Annotated in this window: 15 protein-coding genes; 7 read left to right on the top strand and 8 right to left on the bottom strand. The window is 39.9% G+C overall.

The features are described from left to right. Positions 1-124: 124 nt before the first annotated feature. A complete protein-coding gene (locus JW794_04715) occupies positions 125-367 on the bottom strand; it encodes a type II toxin-antitoxin system Phd/YefM family antitoxin (GenBank protein ID MBN2017419.1) in 243 nt (80 codons plus the stop codon). 173 nt (positions 368-540) lie between these two features. On the opposite strand from JW794_04715, the gene rsmI reads away from it, so the two are divergent. Genes rsmI through JW794_04680 form a run of 7 tightly spaced genes read left to right on the top strand, consistent with a single transcriptional unit; the run spans position 541 to position 6,365 of the window. Beyond that, positions 541-1,389, top strand: coding sequence for a 16S rRNA (cytidine(1402)-2'-O)-methyltransferase (rsmI, locus tag JW794_04710; GenBank protein MBN2017418.1), 849 nt, complete (start codon positions 541-543; stop codon positions 1,387-1,389). Beyond that, complete coding sequence (locus JW794_04705) at positions 1,386-2,894, top strand: CCA tRNA nucleotidyltransferase (protein ID MBN2017417.1); 1,509 nt, start codon at positions 1,386-1,388, stop codon at positions 2,892-2,894. Before rsmI ends, JW794_04705 begins: the two co-directional genes overlap by 4 nt. Continuing rightward, positions 2,894-4,042, top strand: a complete 1,149-nt coding sequence (locus tag JW794_04700; GenBank protein MBN2017416.1) for a DUF711 family protein — start codon at positions 2,894-2,896, stop codon at positions 4,040-4,042. Before JW794_04705 ends, JW794_04700 begins: the two co-directional genes overlap by 1 nt. A gap of 40 nt (positions 4,043-4,082) precedes the next feature. Continuing rightward, on the top strand, positions 4,083-4,433 hold the full coding sequence (locus tag JW794_04695; protein MBN2017415.1) for a DUF3795 domain-containing protein: 351 nt from the start codon (positions 4,083-4,085) through the stop codon (positions 4,431-4,433). Between the two features lie 3 nt (positions 4,434-4,436). Then, a complete protein-coding gene (locus tag JW794_04690; GenBank protein MBN2017414.1) occupies positions 4,437-4,793 on the top strand; it encodes a carboxymuconolactone decarboxylase family protein in 357 nt (118 codons plus the stop codon). Continuing rightward, a complete protein-coding gene (locus JW794_04685; GenBank protein ID MBN2017413.1) occupies positions 4,777-5,250 on the top strand; it encodes a GAF domain-containing protein in 474 nt (157 codons plus the stop codon). Before JW794_04690 ends, JW794_04685 begins: the two co-directional genes overlap by 17 nt. Positions 5,251-5,255: 5 nt before the next feature. Beyond that, entirely contained in the window at positions 5,256-6,365 is a 1,110-nt protein-coding gene (locus JW794_04680) for an ROK family protein (protein MBN2017412.1), read from the top strand. Between the two features lie 446 nt (positions 6,366-6,811). On the opposite strand, the gene JW794_04675 is transcribed toward JW794_04680, so the two are convergent. The 7 genes from JW794_04675 to JW794_04645 form a co-directional block, all read right to left on the bottom strand. Then, positions 6,812-8,302: a serine hydrolase gene (locus tag JW794_04675; GenBank protein MBN2017411.1), complete on the bottom strand. Its 1,491-nt coding sequence runs from the start codon at positions 8,300-8,302 to the stop codon at positions 6,812-6,814. A 163-nt stretch (positions 8,303-8,465) separates the two neighbouring features. Then, a complete protein-coding gene (locus JW794_04670) occupies positions 8,466-9,173 on the bottom strand; it encodes a hypothetical protein (GenBank protein ID MBN2017410.1) in 708 nt (235 codons plus the stop codon). A gap of 149 nt (positions 9,174-9,322) precedes the next feature. Further along, positions 9,323-9,469, bottom strand: coding sequence for a tyrosine-type recombinase/integrase (locus JW794_04665; protein ID MBN2017409.1), 147 nt, complete (start codon positions 9,467-9,469; stop codon positions 9,323-9,325). A gap of 65 nt (positions 9,470-9,534) precedes the next feature. Continuing rightward, positions 9,535-10,638 carry a sn-glycerol-3-phosphate ABC transporter ATP-binding protein UgpC gene (gene ugpC / locus JW794_04660; GenBank protein ID MBN2017408.1) on the bottom strand — a complete coding sequence of 368 codons (1,104 nt, stop codon included), beginning with the start codon at positions 10,636-10,638 and terminating at the stop codon, positions 9,535-9,537. Between the two features lie 128 nt (positions 10,639-10,766). Then, positions 10,767-12,812: a peptidyl-prolyl cis-trans isomerase gene (locus JW794_04655; protein ID MBN2017407.1), complete on the bottom strand. Its 2,046-nt coding sequence runs from the start codon at positions 12,810-12,812 to the stop codon at positions 10,767-10,769. A gap of 206 nt (positions 12,813-13,018) precedes the next feature. After that, positions 13,019-14,092 (bottom strand): DUF362 domain-containing protein, encoded by a 1,074-nt coding sequence (locus JW794_04650; protein ID MBN2017406.1) that lies wholly within the window; start codon positions 14,090-14,092, stop codon positions 13,019-13,021. Between the two features lie 8 nt (positions 14,093-14,100). Continuing rightward, positions 14,101-15,282, bottom strand: coding sequence for a GNAT family N-acetyltransferase (locus JW794_04645; protein MBN2017405.1), 1,182 nt, complete (start codon positions 15,280-15,282; stop codon positions 14,101-14,103). Positions 15,283-15,373 lie beyond the last annotated feature (91 nt).

Below are 15,373 nucleotides of genomic sequence, written 5' to 3'. Positions count from 1 at the left end.
GGCTGTTTACAATATGGATTTTCACGAAGTATTTCAATAAGAGTTTCAGCTTTATTTTTCAGTCCCGAAAGAGCTATTTTTTTTGCATCCTTTTGTGCCTGTTTTGTAAAAACGATTCGCCAGTTCACCAATCGATTTCCTCATCGCACTCATCTATCGGTGTGGCTAACCCTTCTTTGATAGAGTCTTTCATGCCAGGTATATTTAGAATGTACAGAGTTTCCTGAACAGCACGCCAATCATCCTCGGAGATGAGAACTGCATTGCCCCGTTTGCCCGTGATCACGATCGGCTCGTGAGAGGAATGCGTTTGATCAATAAGGCGATACAGTTTTGCACGCGCATCTGTTGCTGATAATGTTGGCATAGAGCACCTCGAAATATTTTTCACAAAAGTACGCAATGGCGTACGGCAGGTCAAGTTTTTTACATGTAGTTAAAAAAGATAATAACAAATTCTGAATTCTGAATTCTGACTTCTCTCTTCTTCTTTCATAAAAATATTGCCAGAAATTTTATGGTTTGAAACACTTCTCTATCATGAAAAACGGATCACTCTATATTGTGCCTACACCCATTGGCAATCTCGGCGACATGACTTACCGGGCAGTTGAAATCTTACAGAAAGTAGTACTTATCGGCGCTGAGGATACGCGCACTTCGCGGGTTTTGCTCGATCATTATAATATTACGACACCTCTGGTGAGTTATCACAAATTCAATGAGCGAGCACGCCTTGATGAGTTCATTGAGAAGTTGCAAAATGGTGAAGATATTGCCATCATCTCCGATGCAGGCACTCCCGGTATATCTGATCCGGCAGGTATTCTCATCAAAGAAGCGATTGCACAGGAAATAGAAGTAATAACACTTCCGGGAGCGACCGCACTCATTCCCGCGCTTGTATCTTCCGGTCTTTATACGGAGAAATTTTATTTTGTTGGATTTCTCCCGGAGAAACAATCCGAGCGCAGAGAGTTCTTGCAAAATCTTGAGAATAATCAGGATACGCTAATTTTTTACGAAGCGCCGCATCGTTTGCATGAAACACTGGCAGAATTAATCAAATACCTGAAAGATAGGCAAATCTGCATTGCCAGAGAAATATCAAAAAAGTTTGAAACACATTATCGCGGAAAGCTTTCGCATTTCGTTGAGAATTTTAACGAAATAACACTGAAAGGCGAGTTTGTAATCGTTGTGGAGGGCGCGAAGGAGCAAGTCCTTTCTGATGAAGAGCTTCGAGAACTTATCACAGAGGAATTTCATCATAATAAATCTGTAAGCAGTGCTGCCAGGGAGTTGGCTCAGGAGCATAAACTCTCGAGAAATCGGGTGTACAAACTGGCTTTACAAATGAAGAAAGAAAGATTAGAATTGAATCCATGAAGATACCGAATTCCTATATCAAGAAAATACCACGCTTTTTCACACCGGCACTTTCTACTATTCCGCAGACCGTTATTGATATTGTCAGAGAAATAGACGGACAGGGCGGCAAGGCATTTCTGGTCGGCGGCAGTGTACGTGATATGCTGCTGGGGAAAAAGCCCACAAAGGACCTGGATATCGAAGTGTATGGCATGCAGCCGGATACGATTCAGGAAATTGTAGAAAAGTACGGCAAGGTCATGGAGGTGGGCAAATCTTTTGGGGTGCTGAAATATTATGACGGTACATTGGAGATAGATTTCTCTCTTCCCAGAAAGGATTCTAAGGTTGGTGAAGGGCACAGGGGATTTGCAGTTGATACCGATCCTTTTATGGATATCAAAGAAGCAGTCCGCAGAAGGGACTTCACTATTAATGCCATGATGTATGATCCTGTTACAGAAGTACTCATCGACCCGTTCCACGGGCTTGCAGATCTTGAAAAACGGGTGCTTCGAGTGGTCGATGAGAAGACATTTGGAGAGGATCCCCTCCGTGTGATGAGAGGTGTTCAATTCATTGCACGCTTTGATCTTGTCGTCGAACTGAAGAGTTTTTCTTTAATGAAAAAAATGGTGCCATGCCTTTCAGAGCTTCCAAAGGAACGCATTCAGATGGAGTGGAAAAAATTGCTGCTCAAATCAATGAAACCCTCCCTGGGATTAAAGACCATGCTGGATCTTGGAATTATAGAAAGATATCATAGCGAGCTTTTTGAATTGAACAGGACCGAACAGGACTCTCTCTGGCATCCTGAAGGAAATGCGTGGATACATACGCTCCTTTGCCTGAATGCCGGAGCACAGATCATACACCGCGAGCGGATGCGGGTTCGAGAAGCATTTGTTATCATGCTCAGTATTCTTTGCCATGATTTTGGGAAACCCTCAACGACCATAAAAGCAGATGACCGCATCTCCACACCAGAGCATGAATCCGAAGGAGAAGTGCCAACCCGTGAATTTCTTAACAGAATAGGTGTGGATAATGACACAAAAGAGAAAGTAATTCCCCTTGTGAAGAATCATCTTGCGCCATTCTCGTTTTATAAAGCGGAATTTCAGAAGAAAGAAAAGATTACCGATGGCGCTATCAGGAGACTGGCACGACGGCTCTATCCTGCAACGATATACGAACTCACGCTTGTATCAGAAGCTGATTATCTTGGCAAAGGCACTCGTCTGCGGGACCATGATACTAATTTCAAATCCGGACAGTGGCTCATCGAACGGTCTCAGCAGCTTAATGTTGACCGGGACAAGCCGGAAAATGTTATCGAAGGTAAAGATCTGATCGCATTAGGGTTTAGCCCCGATCCGATTTTTGGCAGTATCATTAAGGTGGCAAACCAGCTCCGAGATGACAAAGAGTATGCGCGACAGGATATTCTGGAATATATCAGGATGCAGATCTCATCGGAAGATGCACTTCGACGTCTTCAGCAATTACTCAAGGAAAAATGATGAAAATACGAACAATAACTCATGGAATGACGCTTTCATATCCTATAGACGAACATGTGGTAAAAGATGCTGCAGCATTTAATAATAATGCTCGTAAAATCTTTGAAGGACAGGGCTATGAGGTCCAGGAACCTCGTATTACAACGAATTCCTGGTCTGAATTTCTCGGACATTTAGATAAAGATGAGATTATCCGTACTATTCAGAACTTCGAAAAGATTTGTTCTGACGAAGGAATCGAATTTACAAGTATCGGTACTGTTAAAGAGTCAGCATATATGGGAATGATCCCCGATATCATCAAGAATACAAAAGGTGTTTCCACCACTATTACGATGGTCGATGATATTACGGGCTTTAATGCGGAGGGGCTCAAGCAGGCAGCGAAGGTTATCACGAAAATATCCAGAGAAACGGAGCAGGGTTACGGCAACTTCCGATTTGCAGCTATTGCGAATTGTCCGCCGGATATTCCTTTTTATCCTGCAAGTTACCATGTCTGGAAAAACTGTTTTACGCTCGGGCTGGAATGCAGCGACCTTGTTAATAGAGCGTTCGAGGTGAGTCATTCCTTCCATGAAGCACGGGAAAATCTCAGGAAATTATATATTTCAGAACTAAAACCACTTGAGGAAATCGGCATCATGATCGAAGACGATACGGGTGTTGGCTTCAAAGGTATCGATGTTTCTGTGGCACCATCACTCGAAGAAAATGAAAGTATTGCATTTGGATTCGAAAAACTCGGCATGAACAGATTTGGTGAGCCGGGCACACTCTCAATTGCTGCAATGGTAACTGGTGTATTGAAATCGCTCCCGATCCGTAAGTGTGGATATAACGGGCTTATGCTGCCGGTGCTCGAAGATGTTGGACTCGCAGCTCGTTGTGGGCAAGGTCTTGTCGATGTTCAAAAACTTCTTGCATATTCTGCTGTCTGCGGAACAGGACTGGACTGTATTCCTCTTCCGGGAGATATATCAGCACAGGAACTGGAAAACATCCTCTTTGACGTCGCAAGCTTGAGTATGAAATTGGACAAACCACTTTCTGCACGTTTGTTTCCTGTTCCCGGAAAGAAAGCAGGAGATGTTACAGAATTCAATTCGCCATTTTTAACTGAATGCAAAATTCTGGACTCAAAGTAAATAATAAATTGAAAGACGCATAAACGACAAGGGAGAAATCATGGAAAAAATAATAGCAGCTTGCGGAATCATTTGCTCTGAATGCCCTGCATATATCGCAACAAAAAATGATGACCAGGCATTACGAGAAAAGACAGCAGCCGAATGGTCAAAGATGTTCGGTGCAACGATTCCTGCAGATAGTATTTATTGTGACGGTTGTATGGAAAAAGGAGAAAAGTATTTCAGCCATTGCTACGAGTGCGAGATACGAAAATGTGCTCAAGAGAAAAATATTCCTAATTGTGCATACTGTGGAGATTACGCTTGTGAAAAAGTTGAAGGGCTTTTTATTATGGTACCTCAGGCAAAGACGGAGTTGGATTTAATACGGGAGACCATAAAGGAGTAGCGCTTGAACTCGATTGAAGAATTTAATAAGGAAAGAGAAGTATTGAACAAGAAGGTTCTCGATTTCAGCGGAAAGATCGTCAAGCGTTATTTCAATCTCGATCATAATGCTTATCTGGATGGTGCGCTTCCAAAGAAGACGAAAGAGCTGCTCGGACTTGTTTCATCCTTTGTGCTTCGGTGTGATGACTGTATATCCTATCATCTCATTGAGTGCAAAAAACAGGGCGTTACCGATGAAGAACTGGACGAAGCACTTTCAGTCGGACTTGTTGTCGGAGGAACGATCACGATTCCACATCTGCGCAGAGCCATAAAAACCTGGCTTGAACTCAAAAACACAAATGACCAAGAAAAATAAGAATACCTTTACAGAACTCGAGCATCGGATTGATAAGATTCTTCAGAAAAAGGCGAGTATGCTCAACAAGCTGCAGAATATCTGTAAGCTGCTCAAAGAGGACGCCGCACATTATGATTGGGTTGGATTTTATTTTGTTGATAGGGAGAATCATAGTGAACTTATTCTCGGTCCCTTTGAAGGAGCACCAACTGAACATACGCGCATCCCATTTGGGCAGGGCGTGTGCGGTCAGGTTGCAAAAGATAAAAAATCCCGCATTGTGCAGGATACAGCACAGGAAGAAAATTATCTTTCCTGCAGCATTAATGTTCAGTCTGAAATTGTAGTACCGATAATTAAAGACGGCACATTCATTGGTGAAATCGACATTGATTCTCATACTATCGCAGCTTTTTCTGATGTAGATGAGGTATTTCTGCACATGCTTGCAAAGAAAGTGTCGGGGCTTTTATAATTATTATGAGAAGCTATCAACCAGACAAGAGAATTGTCATGACCCTTGATGCAGGGGGAACGAACTTGCGGTTTTCCGCTTTAAGAGACGGAAAGGAAGTAGTAAATCCGATTCACAGAAATACCTGCGGACATGATCTCGACCAAAGTTTGAAGAATATCATCTCTGGTTTTTCTCAAATCCTGGAACAACTCACTGAAAATCCGGTTGCGATAAGCTTCGGGTTTCCCGGACCCACAGATTATAATAACGGTATCATCGGCGACCTGATAAATTTGCCTGCGTACAGAGGGGGCGTAGCACTGGGACCAATGCTGGAGGAATATTTCTGCATTCCTGTTTTTATTAATAATGATGCGGATCTCTTTACCTATGGCGAAGCTATGGCGGGATTTCTTCCTCATATAAATTCTTTATTAGAAAAGCATGGCAGTTCTCGACGATACAACAATCTCATCGGAGGCACCTTTGGCTCTGGCTTTGGCGGGGGTATAGCCCTCGGTGGCAACATGCTGGTCGGAGATAATTCAGCTCAGGCAGAGATCAATCGTATGTGGAATCACCTTTATCCCGAATATTCCGTAGAGGAAAGCGTTAGCAGCAAAGGTGTTCAGCGTGTCTATATGCGGGAAGCAAATATCACAGCAGATGATACCCCGACTGCAAAAGAGATATATGAGATCGGTTTGGGTTTGAAGGAAGGAGATCAATTAGCAGCTCAAAAAGCATACGAAGAACTCGGCAGGGCTGCAGGAAATGCCTTTGCACAGGCAGCAACACTCATCGATGGGCTTATCGTGATCGGCGGAGGACTTTCTGGTGCGTGGAAACTCTTTATGCCAGCACTTATAAAAGAAATGAACACTGCGTTTAAATCCTTTGAATCATGTCATATCGCACGTATAGAGATGATGGCTTATAATCTGCTGAATGAACAAGACCTGAAGAAATTTTTACATGAAGACATCAGGATGATCTCGATTCCTTTTAGTTCAAAAAAAGTGCCCTACAACACAGAGAAAAAAATTGGGGTAGGAATTTCACACCTTGGCACGAGTAGAGCAGCTGCTATTGGTGCGTACACCTTTGCAATCCAGAAACTGAATTATTTATAGATTGAGTAGTGTACAAATAACTGGGCCTTGTATTGATTATTTTCTTCCATTTTTAATTCTCTTTTCATATGATTTAAATTCCTTTTTTGAATTGCCACGTGCTTCTTGACATATGGAATTCCGCAGCAATATTCCACCTGGTTAGCTCGTGGATACATGGGCAAACTAAAACTAAGGGACTTTAGTCCCAGTTCTGGGGTTAAAACCCGAAATGTTTTTTGGTATTTGCTATCTTTCTTTCTACTTGCTTGTTTCTGTTTTTAATTGCGCTGTTATCACGCCTGAGATGGCCATCCTTATAAATGCTGTCAGACGAGGATAATGTCTTGTAACGATTAGGCTAAAAAGCGTTGCCGTCCAGCAGGGCGGTTATGCTTTTTGAGCCTTTGTTAGCACCTGAAATTCATAACAACTCATGTTTTTGGCAACTAATAAAACAACAATATTTATTCTTTTTCCATTTTATCTTCAATATACTTAAGCATTTGCTTTCCATTTTCATTATTTGGATCTAATTCAATTGATTTTTTATAGTTTTTTATAGCAAGTTCGTATTCACCATTAAGCATTAATGCTTCACCGTAACTATCGTAAACATTAGCATCCGAAGGAAACATTTCAATGTTCAGGTTTAAAACAACCTTAGCTTCCTCAAATTTTTGATTATTTAAATAGTAGTAACCAAGGTTATTAAGTTGGTTTATGGAAAAATCATATTTATTTGCATCTTTATTTTTTAGTACGTTATACTTTTGAACTGCAACAGCTATTCCATTTTCATCAATCAGCTTCTTTAGTTTTATCCCAATCGGTACCTGATGGTAGTTAAATGGCTTATCGTTCAATATGTTTAGAATTGCCTCCTGAATTGGATACAAAGGACCATTTGTACCCTTATTGGAAAGAAGGATTATAACATTGTGGTTATTTAATTCACGATAAAATATTGCACTAAATCCGTTAAATCCTCCATCATGCCATACTATATTATACTTATCGGTATTTCTTAAAAGCCAACCAAATCCATAGCCCCAGATTGAATCACTTGTAAGAATAGAAGTCCCGTCATTTAAAAGCCCTGGAGTCCATGCTTCTTTTAATGTAGCTCTAGAGACAAGATTGTTAGTATAAAGCGCCTGATCATATTTGTATAAATCGTCTATAGTTGAATATATACTACCAGCACCTGTTGTTAAAATATTAAAATCATCTTTATCCCCATAATCATTATAACCTGTTGTTTTATAAGGTATATTTGGTTTTGTTTTATTCCATGCCATAGTATTTTGCATATCTAAAGGAGCAAAAATATATTGTTTTACAAATTCATTGAAAGGCTTTCCTGAGACTTTCTCAATAATCATTGATAGTAACATATAACCACTATTTGAGTAAGAATATCTTTCTCCAGGGTTAAAGTCAAGGGAGTCTAATTGTACTAAAAAATCAAAAACATCCTGATTAGTAATATCATCAATAAAATCACCTGGCCTACTTTTAACTCTGAAATTACTAAAATCCATCCATTCGGGTATACCTGATGTGTGATTCAATAAATGTCTGATACTTATTTGATCTGAATTAGGATAATCTGGGAAAAAATCAGATAATTTATTTTCGTAAGTAAGTTTTCCTTGCTCTTTCAATATCATTACAGCCATTGAAGTAAATTGTTTAGAAATAGAGCCAATGCAGAAAACGGAATTAAGATTTAATTCTTCTTTCGAAGTAAAATTAGAATATCCCAATGCATTTTTATATAAAATTTCATCTTCTTGAGCGATTAATACCGCGCCATTAAATAAGTCATTCTCATAACAATAACTAATGAATTCATCAATTTTTGCATTTTTGCTGTTTCTTTTTTCTGTACAAGAAAAATTGATTAAAGAAAAAAATGTAATCAACATTACAAAACCTAATAATTTATTGTTCATTTTTTTTTATTTGAGGTTATAAAATTCTTAATTGGTGCTAACGGCTCGCAAGTAAACTATCGTGCGGGATTTCGCCGCGTTTCATTATCCACCGTTGAACAACTTTACTAAGATAATATTTTGTCAGCAAACCACCAAAACCCGCATGTAGTTTGACTTGCTGTTAGCGGCTGGCATTCTGTTCTTTCGTCCATTTATCTATTCTTTTGTTCCGTGCTTCTATAAAGTTCATTACTCTTTCTTTATAAACTAAATATTCGTCAATGTCTGCAAATGTTGGTTTTGTTTTAAAGTTGTCAAATGGCAAGTAAAACTTAATTTTTTCGTTCTCTCCAACAAGGTCGTTGAGTAAAAAGAAATTGATATAACCTGAAAAATTCTCAAACAAGTCGAAAAAGTTCTTGTATCTTAAAAAAGTGTCATAAAGCGGACTTTCTTGTCCCAAGTAAAAAAGACGTATGCACTCCAAAGTCAAATCAAATCTATCATCTATGAAACTGTTTACTCCACGTGCTTGATTTATTGTATGTTTTCCATTAACTCGATTGTTTGGGAAAAGCGTATATGCTCCAATAGTTGAACCTGTATCAAATAATTTTTTTACTTCGTCTTGTATTTGGTGTGTCAGCCAAGACTTACGTTTATGATTTCTATAAGAATGTGTAATTGCATCACTTCCTAAAAAATATTCTCCAAATCCTGATTTGTGATGTAAATACGTACCGCTTTTATTGTCAACTAATACGAATTGTTCTCCGTTCGGCAATGGTTTACTCCACAATAATTTATGATAAGTACGTAGTGTAGGACTTGTGCTGTCAGGGTCGCCGCCATTTGCGTCTGTATAAACATTGAATGTTGTATCAATTATCATTTTTCTTTCTTCTTAATATTCTTTTCTGTATTTAGTTTCAATCAAGCTCTTGAATGCTTGCCGCTAACGTGTGTGTAACATCTATTGTTGTTATTCCTCCAATTTGGTGGTATAACAACAATGGTGTATATTTTTCTTTTATCATTCTAAACTTCTTTTTCATAAAAATCATCTACAGGATTCTTTATTTCGGAGATTGATTTCTTCGATACGTGAGTGTAAATTTCAGTAGTTTTTGAACTGTTATGGCCTAATAATTCTTGTATAAACCTGAGATCAGTTCCTTGTTTCATTTAAACCTTCATATATTTTTCCATCTTAACCCATTCGACATTAGAAATTAGATATTTGAAATTTCCTATATGATCGTTTCTTCGCTCTCTTTATCGAAGAAGTGCACTTTTTTCATATCAAAAACCAGTGTCATTGTTTCGTCCATTTTGGGTTGTTCCTTTGGTTCCAGTCTGCCAGTAAAGATCGTATCACCGGTTTTAAAATTAACGACAAATTCCGAACCCAGCGGTTCAACGACTTCAACTATGGCTTCCATCTCTGCGGGAATTTCTGCATTTGAGGAATATTTCTTATGATAGACATCTTCTGGACGAACTCCCATAACAATATCTTTTCCTACATATTCTTTGAGAGAATCATCATAAGTATCAGGAATCTCCACAGTAAAGCTCCCATAATCAAAGAAAAGTTTCTTGCTCTCTTTTCTTATCTTACCGTCAAAAAAGTTGATTGCGGGACTTCCGATGAATCCTGCAACGAATTTATTAGTCGGATGATTATATACGTTTATGGGAGAATCAATCTGCTGAATAATACCATCTTTTTGCACAACGATCTTGTCTCCCATTGTCATAGCTTCAGTCTGGTCATGGGTAACGTAAATAATAGTTGTTTCAAGCTTCTTATGCAGCTTAATGATCTCGGCACGCATCTGTACACGGAGCTTTGCATCAAGGTTTGAGAGTGGTTCGTCAAACAGGAAGACCTGGGGATACCGCACAATCGCTCTTCCCAGTGCCACACGCTGGCGTTGACCACCGGAAAGCTGCTTTGGTTTTCGATCGAGTAATTTCTCGATACCAAGCAATCCTGCTGCGGTTTTCACGCGGCCATCTATTTCATCTTTTGGAGTTTTGCGCAACTTAAGAGCGAATTCCATATTTTGATAGACGGTCATGTGCGGGTAGAGTGCATAGTTCTGGAACACCATTGCAATGTCTCGGTCTTTTGGAAGTACATTGTTCACGATCTTATCGCCGATATAGATATCACCGGAAGTAACGTCTTCGAGTCCTGCGATCATACGCAGTGTGGTTGTTTTTCCGCAACCGGAAGGACCGACCAATACGACAAATTCTTTATCTTCGGCAGTTACGTCAGCTTTATCAACTGCCACGAAACCGTTCTCGTATGTTTTTGTAACTTTATCTAATTGCACTTTTGCCATAAGTTGTTCCTGAGATTTTTTTATTTCTATGTTTTCCTGCGGTATGGTGTGTCAAGTTTTATAACAGCATAAAAAAGAAGCGAGACAGCTTTGTGCCTCGCTTCATATGTATAGGGGGTTATTAAGTACTACTCAGTATCCGGTTGTGAAGACTGCTGATTGATCTTTTCGAGAATGTCTTCTTCGCCGGTTAATGCTTTGAGCATATAACGTGCAGATGGATGAAGGGTTGTGTCTGTAACCGCACCTTCTTTTGGATAGGTTAGCACTTCTTCAAACATCTCGATAGCTGCTTCATCTCTCTTCAGGTATTCGGAATAAATAAAGCCCTTCATGAATTTGGCTTTATAATCATCCTGTCCGTTTGCATAGTCTGCGATCACTTTGTCATAATAGTAGTTTGCACGAGCATAGTTCTTCTGTGTCATTGCTTCTTCTGCAAGTGTAAACAGGGAATCGACAGGCAGCTTTTCTTCAAGGCGGTCTGGATAGACCACAAGTTTGTATTTCTGGCGCATTTCAGTTTTGAGGTTCTCAAAGAGATCCTGCTGAGCTTTTCTCATAAGATTGGTTTCAATTTCATTGCGCACATCGTCGAGACTTCGATAGGATTTTGGTGTGTATTCAACGACTTTGAAGAAAACCCAGTTTCCTTTAACGTCTTCAAACACATCACTAAAGGAACCTTCCGGAGTGGAGAATACTTTTTCAAGATAGGTATCGTCCTTGCCAACTGCTGGTATGATGCCGCCTTCATAGATAGGACCGATGATACCGTTATTCTTTGTTTTTACACAGTATTCCTGAACGAGGGAGTTGAGTTCATCTTCACTGGTTGCTTCCTGGGCTTTAAAGAGGACAAAATCTGCGGTGACCTGGTTTTCACATGCGAACTCCTGCACTTTTACATGCGGCTTGTTCAGATATCGTTTGTCTTTATCAGCTTCGTATGCTGCAACGATCTCATCTTCAGGGACCACGGCAGCATCAACAACAAATTGCTGATAATATTCGCGAAGTGCACCAATCATCTTTGCTCTTCTCAGATCTTCTGCGATTTCAGGATGCTTCTCATAACCTTTTTTGATCGCATCGTGATAGATCAGGTTATTCTTAGCCTTTTCGGTAACAAAATCTACTTTGGCTTGTGCTTCGACAAAGAGTTGTTTTCTCTCTGCAGGGAAATTCTTAACTTCATGTGCAAAATCGGCAGCTGTGTACACTAGCTCTGGATCAGATGATGCAATCAGCACAACGCTTCCTGCAATTTCGGATATGTCTGCCTCTTCAAAATTGATATCCTGCACTGCAAGTGTATCGATTGAAATCGCATATTTTTTAGATAATTTATCCAGGATTTCCTGACGGCGTTCCTGCTCTTTTTCGCTCATGTAGCGGCTTTGAACATCTTTTTCCACCTGATCGTATGGACGGATCGTACTCAGATCAAGCTCTGCAACTTGAACAAGGTGGAATGAATCATTGAACTCGACTGGGGGGATGATGTCATCGACTTGAGCTATAAATATTAGGGAGTCCAGAAGTTCTGATCTGCCGATGTTCGGGATATAACCGCCTTTTCTGATATTCGTTATCTTTCCGCCCTTTTTATTGATATTCTCATTGACGGAATACGTGTTCATGACTTGCTCAAAATCTTTGCCAGAAAGAAGTTCCTGGTAAGCAGCATCTGCATCTTCCTTTGTTTTGGTTTCGATGTACAGAAGTGTTGCAGTAGGAGATTTTTTATAGAAGTCATCCTTATGAGCTTCATAAAATGCCATGAGTTCAGCATCGGTTGGCTTGATCTTATCTTTGATCTCATCCTTATTATACTGATCAAGAATGATCCTCTCAGCATTCTGGCGATAGAAGTCCATTGCATTCTGGGTCTTGTCCATTCCTTTGCTCAGCGCTTCAAGATAAAAGATCTCTTCGATTGCATAATCATCGAGGTATTTTTGCTTTTGTTCTACGGTAAATCCGCCGCGCGGTCTGTAGAATTCAGGGATTTGGTCAACACGAGCGTTAAATTCTTTTTCAGTGATCGTGCCTTGATCCCATTGTGCGAGGATTTGCGATGTATCTTTCTGCTTTTCTCCAAGCTCGCATCCTGCTAATATCAAAATCGATACTATAGAGACAAGTATCAGAGATCGAGTGATTCGAATCATAGTAGAAACTCCTTTTTCTTACTTGTTTTAAAACACAGATTTTGAATATGATGATTTTCTGTCAAATTATTAATATACCTAATTTTTTGCATACTGATAACCTAAGGATGAGGTTGATTTTGACAAATAAATTTTCGTTTTAGTTTTAAATGTGAAATCGATAAAGCGTAAAAGGGCGAAAGAGTGAAGGGGTGAAGGCGGGAGGTTTACTTTATCTTCACTAGCTCATAATCCTGCGAGCCCATGCCGAGTTCCTCAGCATATGAAAACACCTTTTCCAGATTAATGTCCGGGAAGAGCTCGCTAAACAGATCTTTTCCAGCTTTCTCGTTCATAAGTTCGATCGACGCTCTATCTATTGCTACAATATCTTTTGAAAAAAGAATACCGATGTCCGGCATGAGATGCTCTCCGTGGATGTTCATACAGTCACAATGGCTGGTAAGGTTATTGAGGAAGTTTACATAAAACATTTTGTCCTTTTTGTGAGACAGTACCGCATGAGCATATTCGGTGATCTTAGTATTAAGGAAATCGGCTGAGGTATTCCATTTGATCCGGATAGCAGTGAATGGACATACTGAAATACACATACTGCACCCGGTGCAAAGATCTTCATTAATGTGAGCTTTATTATCTTCTCCAATACTGATCGCTTGCACCTGACACCATTGTACGCAACGAGCACACCCGATACATCTGTCCGGACTTATGAGCGGTCTGGATGTACTGTGCATGGCAAGCTTTCCTTTACGGGACGCACATCCCATACCGATATTCTTGATCGCTGCGCCAAAACCTGCTGCTTCATGCCCTGTCATATGTGAGAGCGCAAGTATGGCATCCGCATGATGAATATCACTTCCAATATATGCTTCTTTGGTTTCTTTGGTTTCTATCTTCACAACCTCTTCACTTTGTCCAACAAGACCGTCAGCGATTATAACCGGAGCATTGACCACTGAATGTGCATAGCCATGCTGGATCGCCAGGTTGGTATGATCGACACTATTGACACGCTGTCCGGCATATAGGGTGTTCGTATCTGTCAAAAAGGGACGAGCATTCAAATTGAGTATCCTGTTTACAAAAAAGCGAACATACCGGGGATTGATCACACCGAAGTTGGTTTCTGCACCAAAGTGCATTTTTACTGCTACTTTATCATATTCGCGAACGGTATCCTTAAATCCTGCCTGCGAAAGCGCATCTCCGATCTTATCAAAAATCGAACGTTGAAAGGTTGTGTGAAAATCGATAAAATAGACCTTACTTTTCATGGTACTCCTTAAAACATATCCTTTATAAATACAATGTCCTTTGGGAACAATTGGTTAACATATTCTAAAATTTTCTCTGATATATCAACTTCCCCATAGGTGATCAGATCGTGTATGGAATTTCTGCCGATGAACATCCGAGAGAACGAATCGATCTGGCATTTTATGATATAATCAGATTTTTCTATTAATGTTATTTCACCATTCTCAATTGAGAAAGCGTAAGCTAAGGGTTGATCTCCTTCAAGCGGATCTTCGATCTCTAATTGAAAATCGAAGGAGAGATTTTTGGGAATCTTATAGAGCAGCATCGCATTTTTCACATCCACCACTTTGAACATCATAAAGGATTTCCACATAATTTTATGCAGATTACAGGGAGCAAAATGATAGAGGTCGAAATTTTCCGGGAGTGAAATGACAACCTCGCCGGTTTGATCTCTGTGCTTCCTGATAAGTGAAAAAATTCCCTTTGCGCCAATATAATCAATATATCCATAATCTCGAACGATCAGGTCAACGCCATACTCCTTCTTTGATTCCCTGTACGAAAAGATAACGTATGCAACATCCTTCCCATTATGTCTGATCAGGTAGGAGTAAAGCTCTTTTGTCTGTCCCCAGCAGAACATGATCTCTTCTGTCCAGAAGTGCTTGTCCATGTATGATGAGCCGTTATACAGTGAAGCGAATTTCTTCTCAATATCGGAAAAGTGCTTTGGTAAGGCTTTGTCAATCCGAATGAATTCAAATTCCTCGTTTGCAGGTGCGATATCACATACTTCGATCCTGCACTGAAGTCGTTGTGATGCGTTTGCCCAGCCGAATTTGTTCTGATAATAGGTCGGCTTGAAGGGTTGAAGGCATGATGTAACATAGCCCTGCTTCTTCATATCTTTCTGCATAACCTTGAATTGCTCCCGCACCATACCCTGGTTTCGAGCTTCGGGCATTGTCACCACACCACCAATACCAGCCATTTTAAATTTGTTGCGATGAATATTTTGATGAAATGGATAGTAAAAAGATGCGGAATATGTCTTCCCCTTGTCCTCAGCTACAAATCCCCGACAAAATGTTGTAATGCCCTTGGCATACTGCACAGAATCTTTTTGAGACATATTGAAACAATATCTCACCATCTGAGCATAACTCTCTACATCACCTTTTGTAAAAGCACGAACTTTCATGTTTTTCTCCCCAGATTTCATTGAATGACAACATTTTAGGGGGATTGATTTTGTTGACAACAAATATATGCGCTTTGATGTTGCTTACATT

This window comes from Candidatus Cloacimonadota bacterium, from assembly GCA_016932035.1.
Classification (GTDB): domain Bacteria; phylum Cloacimonadota; class Cloacimonadia; order JGIOTU-2; family JGIOTU-2; genus Celaenobacter.
Note: the sequence above shows the minus strand (reverse complement) of the source record. Positions and strands in the feature narration are given on the sequence as shown.